Here is a 15,049-nt window from a genome sequence, read left to right on the forward strand (position 1 = left end):
GACACAGAATTCTGAACACTACCCCCCTTTCGGGGCTCTTTATATTTCTAGTATAAGTTATTGAGGTGCAGCTTCACTACTCGTTTCAGCGTTTAGCTCCTGGCGCACTTCTCTCACAATAGGACGGTTAATCCGTATCATAGCGCGTAACTCTTCAATATATTCAACACCACGTTCAGAATAACTTTCCAAACCGACAATTAAGTCATTTGCCGTTATATCTTCATTATCTAAACGCTTCTGCTCGCGTAGCAAACGTAAGTCTAAATAAGCACCGTGGGTATTAATGTTTCGCATGTAACTTTTTACCGAATCATTCACTGAGTCAAATTTAGCGACTTCGTGACGGCCGTCTTCTTCGCGGCCTCTGGGGACAAGACCACAGCCTTTCACATAACACCATTGGCCAAACAAGTTAAGGCCCATCCGGGAGAAGCGAGAAGTTCCCCAGCCTGACTCATTAGCCGCCTGAACCAACACCATCATTTCAGGAATGATATCCATACGACGTTTTAACAAGCCGAATAAGTTGTCATCAATGGCTATGTCTTCTTCTAAACGGTAATACTCGATCCAGTCATCAATCTTTTGTTTATCGTCAGCGGTTAACTGGCCTTCTTGAAAACGCCCATAAACGTCTTTTAAATACGCCCGCTCATGTAATATATGAATGTTTTCCGCTTCAACCATAGGCAGTAAAAAGCTAAAAAAGGCTTCTTTTTTCTCGGACACATCTGTCATTGCCGAAAACTCAGGCATGGTTGTTTTAATCTCGACATCCGGAATAGGCGGTAAGTGTGCAACGACCGAAGCGTCTTCCTTTTTAGGTGGCTCTTTTGGAATAAACCAAGGCGTTAACAGCGCCGCAATACAAAGAACAATGAATAAAATTATCGTAACTATTCGCATACATTCCTCAAATAAGCCTTAAATAGAAATATTGTCAGACGGCTCTGGGTCATCGTTATTAATAATAGTTACGCCAATAATCTCTTTATAGACCACACCAATCAGGTTATAAATCATTGGCAACATCCAAATCAAACCTAAGCCAAATGGAATAATCGCCAAAAACAAAGCCCCCATAATGAGTAAAAAGAGCACAATAAATTTTGGCAACTTGTAGTGGGTAATGCGGAAAGAGTAATACAGTGCATTCAATGGGCTGGTACCACGCTCGATAACCAACGGCATAGCTAAAGCCAGAACCACGGTTAAATACAGCGAGCCAAGTAGCCCTAAATTCGGGTGTAACTGCCCCAGTAACAAAGTCAGAATAATATTTAAAACGGTCGCAATTAGTGAGACTACAATAAGCGGCATTAAGCGCTGAAAACCGTCAAATACTTGTGTCGCTTTTGTTTTTATATCAACGCTGTGCTTTATGCCCATCAGCATAAGGCCACCGAGCAATGGCGCATTAATAACCGCTTGAATAATACTGGTGACAAACTGCAGTTCCAGCGAGTTTTCAAAACTTTCCAGCGAAAAGAAATTAATCAGTACCAGCACCATTAACACGTTAATGCCGAATAAAATTAAAAAGCCGCCTAACAAAGAGCCAAGATGGCTCTTTGTGACATTAAATGATTGCTCTATGACACTTTTTAACGAAAAATCGTACTTACCAGTTAACGCATCGGTTAATGAGCCGCCTACTATTAGCTTGTTATCATTCACAAAAATTACCACACTTTAATTGCTGAGTCGGTTAAAATAGCGCCCGCTATACTAGAGCATACGCATCGACAATCCAATAAATTCGATAACCCCTGAAGGAGTATCATGCAGAAAAAGCGTAAAGAACGTCCTGCGAACCCCAAATTGGTCTTGCTTAATAAACCTTACGGTGTTCTATCGCAATTTAGTGGTGAAGCTGACGATGATACCTTAAAAAATTATATTCCTCATAAGGATGTTTATCCTGCCGGGCGTCTCGACAAAGACAGCGAAGGCTTGCTGCTGCTTACCAACGACGGTGTCTATCAGGCGAGACTTGCGAACCCCAAGTATAAGGTATGGAAGACATACTGGGTTCAGGTCGAAGGCGAACCGACTGAAGAGCAACTGGAGCAATTGCGTAACGGTGTTGAACTCAAAGACGGAATAACGCGCCCGGCAGAAGCTTTTGTTATGCCCGAGCCTAATGACTTATGGCCTCGTAACCCGCCTATTAGAGAGCGAAAGTCTGTACCCGATACCTGGCTTTGCATAAAAATAAGAGAAGGCAAAAACAGACAGGTTCGTCGCATGACAGCACACGTTGGACTACCAACGTTAAGGTTGATAAGAGCCGCAGTCGGCCCTTTTCAGTTAAAAAGATTACAGCCAGGACAATGGCGTGAAGAGCCGCCGGTTTGGTAAACCTTTGACTACCGCTGTGACGGTGAAAATGATAGAATACGCGCCAATTTTAGTACGCCAAAACGTCCGAGCAAATTTATGAGTGATGCAGTAAAAAAAGTCATTGTCGGAATGTCCGGAGGGGTCGACTCCTCTGTCTCAGCTTATCTTCTAAAACAACAGGGCTACCATGTTGAAGGCCTGTTTATGAAAAACTGGGAAGAAGACGACACGGACGAGTATTGCGCGGCCGCCGACGACCTGGCTGACGCAGAAAAAGTTTGCGAAACCCTGGGTATTGAGCTGCACACCATTAACTTTGCCGCTGAATACTGGGATAACGTGTTTGAGTACTTTCTGGAAGAGTACAAAGCCGGCCGTACCCCCAACCCGGACATCATGTGCAACAAAGAGATTAAGTTTAAAGCCTTTCTTGAGTTTGCCGCGGAAGCGTTGGACGCCGATTATATCGCCACAGGCCATTATGTTCGTCGACAATATGACGGCAAAAAATGGCAAATGCTGCGTGGCTTAGACAATAACAAAGATCAAAGCTACTTCTTGTATACACTGAGTCATGAGCATATCGCGCAGACACTATTTCCGGTTGGCGAACTGGAAAAGCCTGAAGTTCGACGTATTGCCGAGGAACAAGGCTTAGTAACGGCGGATAAAAAAGACTCTACCGGTATTTGTTTTATTGGTGAGCGTAAGTTTAAAGATTTTCTACAACAGTATCTTCCGGCTAAGCCTGGTGACATCGAAACCGTCGATGGTGATGTTCTTGGGCAACATGAAGGCTTGATGTACCACACGCTTGGTCAACGCAAAGGTTTACATATTGGTGGACTTGCTAACGCTTCTGACGACCCTTGGTATGTGGTCGATAAGGACGTTGAACGTAATGTACTGATTGTTGCACAGGGGAAGAACCACCCTCGCCTGTACTCTAAAGGCTTAATTGCCGGCCAGCTGCATTGGGTGAACCGTGAAACGCCTGCGGAACCGTTCCGCTGTGCCGTAAAAACACGTTATCGCCAGAACGATATCGCCTGTCAGGTAACCCCATTAGATAATGGCGATGTTCATGTTGAGTTTGACGACCCCGTTGCGGCAGTAACGCCAGGCCAGTCAGCGGTGTTCTATATCGATAACGTCTGCCTTGGGGGCGGTATTATTGAAAAACGCCTTACCGACTTTGAGGTAAAACTATGAACGACTGGCAACAGCGAGTTATTGCCTTAGCCGGTATGTCATTAAGTGCCGCTGCAGTACAAAAAATAGCGCGCAGCGGCAGTTTGTATCCAGAATCCATTACCGACACATTAGTTCATAGTGTATTACAACAGTCGCCCGACTCCATCGAGCAGGTTTACGGCGGACTAGCGAATATCCAGCCCGGTTTACAGACACTTGTGCGCCAAATTGGCAGCAGTTCTCAGAAAGATGTTGAAGTCACTCGCTATTTAATAGGGATGCTGCACCTTTCAAGACGTTTATTAAAAGAACCCAAAGTACTGGACGAGCTGGGTCAGCGCATTTCACAAATAAAGCGCCAAAAAGAAGAGTTTGGCTTTGAACAATACCGCATTTTAGAAAGTATGGCTGGCGTATACCGTGAGTTAATAAGCCCATTAGGTCAGCCTATTCGAATCAATGGTAAACCAGAGGTGTTAAAGTCCGATGCTAATCAGCATCATATCCGTGCTCTGTTACTCGCTGGCGTACGCAGTGCCATACTCTGGAATCAAGTCGGTGGTAAGCGCCGCCATTTCATTTTTTCAAGAAAACAGATGCTGAAAGCCGCTCAGCAGCTACTTCAACTTGCTTAATATAACTCGGAGAACCTTGTATGTTGCCCTTATCTTCACTCACTGCAATATCCCCTGTTGACGGTCGATATGCGTCAAAAGCTGAAATGCTACGCCCTATTTTCAGCGAATATGGTCTTATCAAGTTCCGAGTAACCGTTGAAGTACGCTGGCTACAATTGTTAGCAACTGTCGACGGCATTAAAGAAGTTCCCGCATTAAGCGACGAAGCGAATGCAGTACTCGACGGTATTGTTGAAAACTTCTCTGTTGAAGATGCGGAACGCATTAAAGACATTGAGAGAACGACTAACCACGACGTTAAAGCGGTTGAGTACTTTCTGAAAGAGTCCGTTGAACAAAGCGATGAGCTCAATAATGTCTCCGAATTTATTCATTTTGCGTGCACCTCGGAAGACATCAATAACCTGTCTCATGGTTTAATGCTGGCAACGGCACGAGACGACGTACTGTTGCCAATGATGAATCAACTGCTCGACGATGTGAAAGCCAAAGCTAAAGAGTACCGCGCCGTTCCAATGATGGCTCGCACCCATGGCCAACCAGCTACACCAACAACAATGGGCAAAGAGTTTGCCAATGTTGCTGTTCGCTTAGAACGTCAACTTGAGCAATTTAAAGCGGTTAATATTATGGGCAAAATAAATGGTGCGGTAGGTAACTATAACGCCCACCTTGCGGCTTACCCAAATGTTGACTGGCACGGTATTTCTGAGCGTTTTGTTGAGTCTTTAGGCTTGAACTGGAACGCTTATACCACTCAAATCGAACCGCACGATTACATTGCTGAGTATTTTGACGCCCTGTCACGCTTTAATACTGTACTTATCGATTTTGATCGCGATGTCTGGGGTTACATTGCTCTGAACCACTTCAAACAAAAAACGATTGAAGGCGAAGTCGGCTCTTCAACCATGCCTCACAAAGTTAACCCAATCGACTTTGAAAATTCAGAAGGCAACCTGGGCATTGCCAACAGCATTATGCAGCATTTAGCGCAGAAGCTACCTATCTCACGCTGGCAGCGTGACCTGACTGACTCAACGGTATTGCGCAACTTGGGCGTCGGCTTAGCTTATGCGGTAATTGCTTATCAGGCGACACAAAAAGGTTTGAGCAAATTGGAAGTGAATGACGCCAAACTGGCCGCCGAATTGGATGACAACTGGGAGCTAATGGCAGAGCCAGTGCAAACCGTTATGCGCCGCTACGGTGTTGAAAAGCCTTATGAAAAGCTCAAAGCGTTAACTCGCGGCAAACGCATTACCCCAGCTGACTTAAGCGACTTTATTGATGCGTTAGATATTCCTGACGCAGCAAAGGATGAAATGAAAGCGCTAAGTCCGGCAAACTACATTGGCCGTGCGGTTCAGTTTGTTGATGATTTAGTATGACATTAAACTACGATATAGCAGACTTTCTGGCGAATAGCTGGCAGAAAAAGCCTTGTTTAATTAAGCAAGGCTTTGCTGCATTTTCAGATCTTATTAGCCCTGAAATACTGGCGGGCTTAGCCATGGAAGAAGGTGCGGATTCCCGTATTGTGCAGACAAATGCCAATACCGATTCAGGCTGGCAGGTCATTCATGGTCCCTTCGAAGAATATGAATCATTTGGTGAGTCGGACTGGACGCTATTAGTTCAGTCCGTTAATGAGTGGGTGCCAGAAGTTGGCGAACTCCTGCAACCCTTTCGCTTTCTGCCGGACTGGCGCCTGGACGATGTCATGGTTAGCTTTTCCTGTGAAAACGGTGGTGTTGGTCCACATGTCGATCAATACGATGTTTTTATTATTCAGGGCGCAGGTAAGCGACGCTGGCGCGTGGGCAACCGTCAACCGTTACAGGAGTTGCAACCCACTGAGGATCTTTGCTTAGTCAATAATGATTTTAACGTCGTTATTGACGAAGAACTCGAAAGCGGTGACGTGTTGTATATTCCGGCAGGCTGCCCACACGACGGCATAGCACTTGAGCCGTCGCTGAATTACTCCGTTGGCTTTAGAGCTCCCTCTCAAGCTGAGTTGCTGTGGCAACTGGGCGACAGCGCTATGGCTAATGACGTGCTAACCAAGCGCTACACAGATCCAGACAGTCAAGCACCATCGTCTGGCTATGAGATCACCGAACAGCAGCTAGACGCTGTTAAGTCATTATTAATAGAAGCAATATCATCGGACGAGTCCAGTGACTTGATTGCCCGGTTACTATCGCAATCGAAGCGTCCTTTGGTAGAACCTGAGTTACCTGTAACAGCAGAGCAAATACCTGCAATGCTGGAGCAAGGCGCTGCTTTTATTGAGCGCGCTCCCGGTGCCCGATTACTGCGCTTAAATAATGACACTTTTTATTTAAACGGTGAAAAACTCGAGGTGCCTGAAGCGGCACAGCAAGCCGCTACGCAACTGGCTAAAATGCACGGCAGCGCTCATGTTACAGAGCTGAAAGCCACCTTCTCAACGCCGGAAAGTCAGGCTTTTCTGGCCGAGGTCATTAACCTGGGTGGTTACTATTTCTTCATTGATGAAGCACCTGAATAATTCTGTAAAGAGAAGTTGATAAACACCTGTTTGAATACGCGTATTTATTGATTTTATTCAGTAGCGAACGGTTGCCCTACGTGGTAATGTTCGCGCAATTTTTTAAGCAATAAGGAATTGAAATTCATGTCTCTATTCGAGCATCCTGAATTTGATAATCACGAGCAAGTTGTATTCTGTCACGACCAAGAGTCTGGCTTGAAAGCTATTATTGCCATTCATGATACAACCTTAGGCCCAAGCCTTGGTGGTACACGCCTTTGGAATTACAGCTCGTCAGGTGAAGCTTTAACTGACGTACTACGTCTGTCTCGTGGCATGACCTATAAAAGTGCAATGGCAGGCCTGCCTTTAGGTGGCGGTAAAGCGGTTATCATTGGCGACGCAAAAAAAATTAAAAGCGAAGAGCTATTCCGTGCTTATGGACGCTTCATCGAGTCGTTAAGTGGTCGTTACATTACCGCAGAAGACGTCAACATCCGTACTGAAGATATAGACATCGTTGCAAAAGAAACCAGCCACGTAGCAGGTACTGCTGACAAGGCCGGCGACCCTTCTCCGCATACAGCTTTGGGCACTTACCTGGGCTTAAAAGCGGCAGCAAAACACCGTTTAGGCAGCGAAGACTTAAAAGGCGTAAAAATTGCTGTGCAAGGTTTAGGCTCGGTCGGTTATGACTTTGCTAAGTACTGTGCAGAAGACGGCGCTGATCTTATCGTTACCGATATTAACGAAGAGTCTGTTGAGCGTGCGGTTAAAGAATTAGGCGCAAAAGCGGTTGGTTTGGATGAAATATACGGCGTTGAAGCTGATATTTACGCACCTTGTGCATTAGGCGCAACCATTAACGATGAAACACTGAAGCAACTTAAGGTGAAAGTTATTGCCGGCAGCGCAAATAACCAGCTGGCAAACCCTAAGCATGATCAGGCTGTTAAAGACATGGGTATTTTGTATGCGCCCGACTACGTCATTAATGCCGGCGGTGTTATTCATGTCTGCTCTGAAGCGGCCAACATGAGTCTGGAAGAAACGGATAAGCGTGTTCGCGCTATTTACGACACTCTGGACAAGCTGTTTGCGCGTGCTAAAGAGGAAGATCGCCCAACGGGTGTTATTGCTGATGAGATGGCAAGAGAAATCATTGCCAAAGGCAAGCAGTAAGTACGCTTATAAAAAAGCCTGGTGATTAAACCAGGCTTTGCAGGATAACTTCGAGCGGGTGTTTCACCCGCTTTTTTTCTACCCGTTTTACTTGCGAGCGGCAGGAAAACCCCGTTACCAAGACTCCTGAACTACCGTAACGTTGAACAGCGTCGTGCCAACCCATGTGATACAAGCCCATACTGTCATCCAGGTTTTTAACCTCATGACCAAAAGTACCGGCCATACCGCAACAACCGACATTAACAATATCCAGGGTAAGGCCCAGCTTAGCGAACAGCGTTTGCCATTGTTTCGCTGACTCAGGAACAAAGCTTTGTTCAGTGCAGTGCAGGAGCAGTCCATAGTGACTTGATCGCTTTTGATCTTGCGTCTCAAAGTCTACAGACATAAGCCATTCAATCACGGTGCTGACATTGACTGATGGTAATTCGCCATTACAGGCCTTTCGATATTCATCCCTAAAAATCAGTGCTGTCGACGAATCGGGGCCAATTAAAGGAATACCCGCCTCTGAAAGCGGTTGTAACTGTTCAGTGACCTTGCGCGCGGTTTCATCAAAGTCTTTTAAAAAGCCTTTCACATGTTGCGCTTTACCATGCCCAGCAAAAGGCAGTAGTACTGGTCTATAACCCAACTTCGATACCAAGTGACCCAAAGCTAAAACAAACTCAGCTTCGTAAAAACTGGTAAATGGATCCTGAACAATAACAACAGTCTTGCTTATTTCCGTTTCACTTAACGCCAGAATATCGCCGGTATCTAAAATATCGAAGCCGTTTTGGCTCCACCCCGTTAGTAAGTCCGGCGTCGAGAAGCTCGGCGTATCAACATAACCCACAATATGTTTAAGCGCCCAGCGAGATGCCGGGTTATTAATCAACATATTACTAGCGGTTGGGAAACGACTCGCCAGACGTCCGGTTTTTTCAACGTTCTTAACCAGGTAGTCCTTCAGTGGACGGAAATACCGGCTGTAGTAATGCTCATAAAACCGAGCACGAAACGTCGGCACATCGACTTTTACCGGGCACTGATTGGTACACGCCTTACAGGCTAAGCACTTATCCATGGAGTCTTTCACTTCATGGCTAAAGTCATCCGATAGTTTGAACTTACGCGATAACTTTTCAAAAAAGCCGCTTTGTTCAGGAGCCTGTGTCGCGTCGTACCCTTCTTTTTGTGTGAGCCGCAGCCACTCACGCACTAGTCCTGCTCGGCCTTTCGGCGAATAACGCCTGTCGCGTGTCACTTTATAAGACGGGCACATAGCCGATGCAGTGTCATAGTTAAAGCAAAGACCATTACCGTTACAGTCCATCGCGTTTTGGTAACTCTCGCGCGTAGCTACAGGTATTTGCCGGTCATAGTAGCCACGCTTTATGGCATCCACTGAAACTAATTGAGCTTCTGTGCTAATTGGCGTGCAAATTTTGCCTGGATTGAGCTGATTATTGGCGTCAAAACTGGCTTTTATTTTTTGCAGCTCTTTATATAACTCGTCACCAAAGAATTTAGGCGCATATTCGGAGCGATACCCTTTACCGTGCTCGCCCCACATTAAGCCGCCGTACTTTTGCGTCAGTACAGCCACTTCATCGCTCACTTCTCGCAGCAAGCTTTCATCTGCGGGTTCGGTTAAATCAAGCGCAGGCCGTACATGCAGCACACCAGCGTCGGCGTGACCGAACATGCCGTAATCTAAGCCCTTACTATCTAGCAGAGCCCGGAATTCATTAATAAATGGTGCCAGTTTTTCAGGCGGTACGGCTGTGTCTTCGGCAAAAGCAACCGGTTTGCGTCGTCCTTTTGTTGCTCCTAACAAGCCGACTGACTTTTTACGCATTGCATATATCAGCTGTATGCTCGGCAAGTCATCACAAATTTGATAGCCGATAACTCCCTGGTTGTCTTTACTCTTAATGAGTTTGTCCAGGCGCTGACAAAGCGTATTGACCTTAGTATCTATGTCATCTTGGTCAAGTCCGGTAAACTCGACCATATTAATCCCGTCCATGCGCTTGCCTTCAACGTCTTCAAGCAAGTGTGACACAGACTTCCAGATGATATCTTCCCGCGCAAGGTTCAGCACCTTACTGTCAACAGTTTCGACCGACGTCGCATTTGCCTTTACCAGGAATGGTGCATTCTCTAAAGCCGCCTGAAAGTTTGAGTATTTAACGTTAACCAGCACGCGGTGTTTGGGAATTGGCGTAATGTTCAGCCGGGCTTCGCTGACGAAGCCTAACGTCCCTTCTGAACCGGCAATAATTCTCGAAACATCAACAACCTGCTCTTGGGGGTCATAAGCGTGCTTCAAGTCATAGCCCGTTAAAAAGCGATTCAATGGCGGGAATTTATCGGCAATTAAGTGCTCTTCACCAACGCAGGTGTCTATAACCTGACGGTAAATTTTTGCTACCCTGTCGCTACCTTGAGCAATGGTTTCAGCCTGTTCAAGAGACACCGGACCACTGTCCAGAACCTTTCCGTCAAGCAATACGGTTTTAAGCTCGAGAATATGATCGCTGGTTTTTCCGTAAACCAAAGAGCCCTGCCCGGAAGCATCGGTGTTAATCATGCCCCCCAGTGTCGCCCTGTTGCTGGTCGACAGGTCAGGCGAGAAGAAATAGCCATGCGGGCGCAACGCGTCGTTTAACTGGTCTTTTACCACTCCGGACTGCACGCGAACCCAGCCCTCTTCGGCATTCACTTCCAGTACTTTATTCATGTGTCGACTCATGTCGACCACAATGCCGGAGGTTAATGACTGACCATTGGTGCCAGTACCACCGCCTCGGGGAGAAAATTGAATATCAGAAAACTCATCCTGGCCGGCTAACTTCATCACCAGAACAAGATCAGATTGCTTTTGAGGGTATAAAACTGCCTGAGGTAATTGTTGATAAACGCTGTTATCGGTAGCGGCAATAAGCCGCCCCGAATAACTCACATCTATTTCTCCGGAGAATCCAGAGCCTTTTAATGACTTTAAAAAGCTCTGGTAGTTTTCCGGTAACGCACTTTCCGCTGAAACTTTCGGTAATGCGGTCATACTTATAGGTGTTCCGACAAATACATCCAGGTTTCAATAACGGTGTCAGGGTTCAGTGACACAGAGTCAATGCCCTGCTCAACCAACCAAGCGGCAAAATCGGGATGATCCGACGGCCCCTGACCACAAATTCCAACGTATTTACCACGTTTCTTAGCCGTTTGAATGGCCATAGCAAGCAGTTTTTTAACGGCTTCATTGCGTTCATCAAATAAATGCGCAATCACACCCGAGTCACGATCAAGCCCCAGGGTTAACTGAGTTAAGTCGTTAGAGCCAATAGAGAAACCGTCGAATATATCGAGGAATTCGTCAGCAAGCAGTGCATTCGACGGCAACTCACACATCATAATGACGCGCAGGCCGTTTTCGCCCTGTTTTAAACCTTGCTCTTCCAGAAGCTCAATAACTTTGCGACCTTCTTCAAGAGTTCGCACGAACGGAATCATAATTTCGACGTTGGTCAGTCCCATGTCGTTACGAACCCGTTTAATGGCTTCGCACTCTAATGCAAAGCAGTCACGGAATTCTTCAGAGATATAGCGGGAAGCACCGCGGAACCCAAGCATAGGGTTCTCTTCGCCCGGTTCGTACTGACTACCGCCAATAAGGTTAGCGTATTCGTTAGACTTAAAGTCAGACATACGAACAATGACACGTTCGGGTGAGAAAGCAGCACCTAAGGTGGCAATACCTTCTGCCAAACGCGCAACATAGTATTCGCGTGGACTGCTGTAGCCAGCCATCATTTGGTCGATAGTCGCTTTCAGGTCATCACTTTGTGCGTCATAGTTCAGCAGTGCTTTCGGGTGCACGCCTATCATGCGGTTAATAATGAACTCTAAACGCGCTAAGCCAATACCCGCATGAGGCAAACTGGCAAAATCAAACGCGCGGTCAGGGTTACCAACGTTCATCATAATTTTCAGCGGCAACGGTGGCATAGCATCAATGCGTGACTCGGTGACGTCAAAATCAAGCTGTCCCTGATAGATATAGCCGGTATCACCTTCTGCACAAGAAACGGTAACTTCCTGACCATTCGCAATATGATCTGTTGCATCGCCACAACCTACGACCGCCGGAATGCCTAACTCACGCGCAATGATAGCCGCGTGACAAGTACGACCACCGCGGTTAGTAACAATGGCAGCGGCGCGTTTCATAATCGGTTCCCAGTCAGGGTCAGTCATGTCAGTCACTAACACATCACCCGGCTGAACCTTGTCCATTTCACTAATGTCATTGAGAACTCGTGCAACACCACGACCAATGCGCTGACCGATAGCACGGCCCTGGCAAACTACGTCACTCTTGCTTTTCAGAGCAAAACGCTCAATAGCCTGGCCTTTCTGGTTAGACTGCACCGTTTCAGGACGTGCCTGAACAATATACAGTTTGCCATCAACGCCATCTTTCGCCCATTCAATGTCCATTGGACGGCCATAGTGCTTTTCAATGATAAGCGCCTGTTTGGCCAGAGCTTCAACTTCGTCGTCAGTAATTGAGAACGTGCGGCTTTTCTCTGTGTCGATGTCTTCAATTAATGTCTGCTTACCGTGCGCACGGTCTTCGGAGAAAATCATCTGGATTTTCTTGCTACCTAGTGTGCGTCGCAATACCGACGGACGGCCTGCGTCTAACGTTGGCTTATGAACATAGAATTCATCAGGGTTTACAGCGCCTTGCACAACCATTTCCCCAAGTCCAAAAGACGAGGTGATGAAGACAACATCTTCGAAACCTGACTCGGTATCAATACTGAACATAACGCCCGAGGAAGAAATATCACTACGCACCATACGCTGAATGCCCGCCGAAAGCGCAACACCACGGTGGTCATAGCCCTGGTGAACTCGGTAAGAAATTGCCCGGTCGTTAAATAATGAAGCGAAGACATGTTTAATGGCTTCCATCACATTGTCTAAGCCACGAACGTTCAGGAATGTTTCCTGCTGTCCGGCAAATGATGCATCAGGCATGTCTTCAGCCGTCGCTGAGCTACGTACAGCGAAACTAAATTCGTCGTTGTTTTCGCTCAGCGTTTCAAATGCTGATTTAATGGCATTTTCAAACTCGCTCTGGAATGGTGTGTCGATTATCCATTGGCGAATTTTTTGACCTGCCTGAGCAAGCGCTTGAACATCATCGACATCGAGGCTGTCGAGCAAATCGTGAATGCGATCGTTAAGACCACTTTGCTCCAAAAACTGATTATAAGCTTCGGCTGTGGTCGCAAAACCTCCGGGAACTTCAACGCCGGCGCCCGATAAGTTGCTGATCATTTCACCCAGAGAGGCGTTTTTGCCTCCCACACGATTAACGTCCTGCATTCCCAGATCTTGGTACCACACTACGTATTCTTGCACGTCACAGTCCTCAATTAATTTTTTAGGCATGGAAGTGCCGGTTATTTTACACTTTATAGCTCAACAAGTTAATATCGCTGTATTAATCCTTTGTAAAAGAGACTTAACGTGCGCTACGCCTTTTATATTTCTGACGGTACGGCACTGACCGCCGAGGCCTTTGGCCATGCCTTGCTTTCTATGTTTCCGGTCACCTTTGAGCATAAAACCCTGCCATTTATTGATACCGAAAAAAAAGCAGAAGATGTCTGTAAAACCATTCAAAAAGCACAAGAAGAAAGTGGCGAGCCACCACTTATCTTTCATACGTTTGTTAACGAGTCTCTAAAATCAAAAATAACCCACTGTGGTGGTGTTTGCTATGATTTCCTCGACCACTTTGTGGCTCCCGTTGAGAAAGAGCTTAACGTTAAAGCTGAGCCGAAGACCCACCGTACTCACGGTGTCCATAAGAATTATAACTTCCGAATAGATGCCATTAACTATGCGCTGGATAACGACGACGGTAAGCGTCTTAACCAACTCGATAAAGCCGATCTTATTCTGGTAGGTGTATCGAGAACCGGAAAAACACCAACCAGCCTCTATTTGGCGATGCAATACGGCATTAAAGTGGCTAACTACCCTCTTACGGACGATGACGACTTTGAGCGGCTGCAATTGCCAAAAGAACTCAAAATGCACCGTCACAAAATTTTTGGCTTAACGCTTAGCTCTCAGCGCTTGCATGAAATACGCAGTCAACGCCGGGAAGGTAGTCGTTATGCGTCGTTAGCACAGTGTCGATTTGAATTAGCCGAGGTTGAAAAGCTGTACCGCCGGGAAGCAATACCTTTTATCAATTCAACGCATTATTCGGTCGAAGAAATTGCTGCGAAGATTCTTGCGAAGACCAACTTAGAACGGCACCGCTATTAGTGCCGTTCCGTTATTAACGCTTATTTTGCGCTTATTTTGCGTTAGTACTTTCAAAGATTTTGTCTGCAGACGCTGCAACAAAACCGGTGTAGAGCTTACCAGGTTCTATTTCATAGCGTTTCGCAAACTCATAGAAACAGCTGGGAATGCTGACCGTTTTATCAGAGAACTCAACATCATGGCGGTCAGCCATAGTCGATGACTGCTCAAGATAGACCTCAGGAGACCCTTTGATTTCACCACCAGAGGTGTTCAGGGTAAAGCCGTTGTCTTTTAGCTTCTGATTAACCTGTTCCAGTGACTCATAGCCCGGAAGTTGGTTAACGCTGACAGTAAAGTGGTTTGCGCAATAGCCGAACGCCGACATCCAAGCAGCGTATTCACTTTCTTCTAACAGCGCCTGATAGTCTTCATGGCTGACTTTCCAGTGGGTTCCTGAGTACAAAAAGTCAGGTTTCTTAGTGTCTTCTTCAGAGACTTGCGCAACCATATCCTTCACTTTAGCTTGCAACTCGTCAGAAAACTCGCTGGTCATTAACTCACTAATAAAGACTTTTGGCAGCTCAGGGTCGTCATGCTCGAAGTGTTTAGCGCGAAGCTTCTTCGCTTCAAAGTGATAATCGCCGCCTTCCTTGTAGCCTAAATCGAGAAAGTGCTGTGCCAGAACTTCTAAGCCAACCGGAGCAATATCGAATGTTCTGAAAGCAACGTGATCGTTAATGATCGGGTGCCCTTCACCCAGAATTTTGTGTACTTTTTCTGCCGATGGCGTGCGAGATAAGTAATCTTGCCACAAATTCTCAAATAACTGCTCTACCTGCTGTGACAT

The 15,049-nt window shown here is 46.3% G+C and carries 12 protein-coding genes; 7 read left to right on the forward strand and 5 right to left on the reverse strand.

The genetic code is table 11. The features are described 5' to 3' along the window. Nucleotides 1-57: 57 nt before the first annotated feature. Nucleotides 58-909 carry a glucosaminidase domain-containing protein gene (locus tag B3850_RS07665; RefSeq protein ID WP_286911596.1) on the reverse strand — a complete coding sequence of 284 codons (852 nt, stop codon included), beginning with the start codon at nt 907-909 and terminating at the stop codon, nt 58-60. Nucleotides 910-927: 18 nt separating this feature from the next. Further along, nucleotides 928-1,680 carry a hypothetical protein gene (locus B3850_RS07670; RefSeq protein ID WP_286911597.1) on the reverse strand — a complete coding sequence of 251 codons (753 nt, stop codon included), beginning with the start codon at nt 1,678-1,680 and terminating at the stop codon, nt 928-930. 105 nt (nt 1,681-1,785) lie between these two features. On the opposite strand from B3850_RS07670, the gene B3850_RS07675 reads away from it, so the two are divergent. The 6 genes from B3850_RS07675 (at nt 1,786) to B3850_RS07700 (ending at nt 7,878) form a co-directional block, all read left to right on the forward strand. Further along, complete coding sequence (locus B3850_RS07675; protein ID WP_286873259.1) at nt 1,786-2,364, forward strand: pseudouridine synthase; 579 nt, start codon at nt 1,786-1,788, stop codon at nt 2,362-2,364. 78 nt (nt 2,365-2,442) lie between these two features. Beyond that, nucleotides 2,443-3,558: a tRNA 2-thiouridine(34) synthase MnmA gene (mnmA, locus tag B3850_RS07680; protein ID WP_286873256.1), complete on the forward strand. Its 1,116-nt coding sequence runs from the start codon at nt 2,443-2,445 to the stop codon at nt 3,556-3,558. Then, a complete protein-coding gene (gene hflD, locus B3850_RS07685) occupies nt 3,555-4,175 on the forward strand; it encodes a high frequency lysogenization protein HflD (RefSeq protein WP_286873254.1) in 621 nt (206 codons plus the stop codon). The genes mnmA and hflD overlap by 4 nt, the downstream gene beginning before the upstream one ends. A 23-nt stretch (nt 4,176-4,198) precedes the next feature. Continuing rightward, nucleotides 4,199-5,569 carry an adenylosuccinate lyase gene (gene purB / locus B3850_RS07690; protein WP_286873274.1) on the forward strand — a complete coding sequence of 457 codons (1,371 nt, stop codon included), beginning with the start codon at nt 4,199-4,201 and terminating at the stop codon, nt 5,567-5,569. Next, nucleotides 5,566-6,714, forward strand: coding sequence for a cupin domain-containing protein (locus tag B3850_RS07695; RefSeq protein WP_286873252.1), 1,149 nt, complete (start codon nt 5,566-5,568; stop codon nt 6,712-6,714). Before purB ends, B3850_RS07695 begins: the two co-directional genes overlap by 4 nt. Nucleotides 6,715-6,840: 126 nt before the next feature. Further along, complete coding sequence (locus B3850_RS07700; protein ID WP_286911598.1) at nt 6,841-7,878, forward strand: Glu/Leu/Phe/Val dehydrogenase dimerization domain-containing protein; 1,038 nt, start codon at nt 6,841-6,843, stop codon at nt 7,876-7,878. Between the two features lie 25 nt (nt 7,879-7,903). Here B3850_RS07700 and ydiJ read toward each other — a convergent pair whose 3' ends face one another. Both ydiJ and ppsA read right to left on the reverse strand, forming a co-directional pair. Beyond that, nucleotides 7,904-10,933: a D-2-hydroxyglutarate dehydrogenase YdiJ gene (ydiJ, locus tag B3850_RS07705; RefSeq protein ID WP_286873244.1), complete on the reverse strand. Its 3,030-nt coding sequence runs from the start codon at nt 10,931-10,933 to the stop codon at nt 7,904-7,906. Between the two features lie 2 nt (nt 10,934-10,935). Further along, a complete protein-coding gene (ppsA, locus tag B3850_RS07710) occupies nt 10,936-13,302 on the reverse strand; it encodes a phosphoenolpyruvate synthase (RefSeq protein ID WP_286911610.1) in 2,367 nt (788 codons plus the stop codon). Nucleotides 13,303-13,410: 108 nt separating this feature from the next. On the opposite strand from ppsA, the gene ppsR reads away from it, so the two are divergent. Next, the gene (ppsR, locus tag B3850_RS07715; RefSeq protein ID WP_053953768.1) at nt 13,411-14,220 is read left to right on the forward strand and encodes a posphoenolpyruvate synthetase regulatory kinase/phosphorylase PpsR; all 810 of its coding nucleotides are present in this window, start codon (nt 13,411-13,413) and stop codon (nt 14,218-14,220) included. A gap of 31 nt (nt 14,221-14,251) precedes the next feature. Here the strand turns inward: ppsR and B3850_RS07720 are convergent, their stop codons facing one another. After that, a complete protein-coding gene (locus B3850_RS07720; protein WP_286873239.1) occupies nt 14,252-15,049 on the reverse strand; it encodes a DUF1338 domain-containing protein in 798 nt (265 codons plus the stop codon).

The organism is Idiomarina sp. UBA4520 (assembly GCF_002388365.1).
Taxonomy (GTDB): domain Bacteria; phylum Pseudomonadota; class Gammaproteobacteria; order Enterobacterales; family Alteromonadaceae; genus Idiomarina; species Idiomarina zobellii.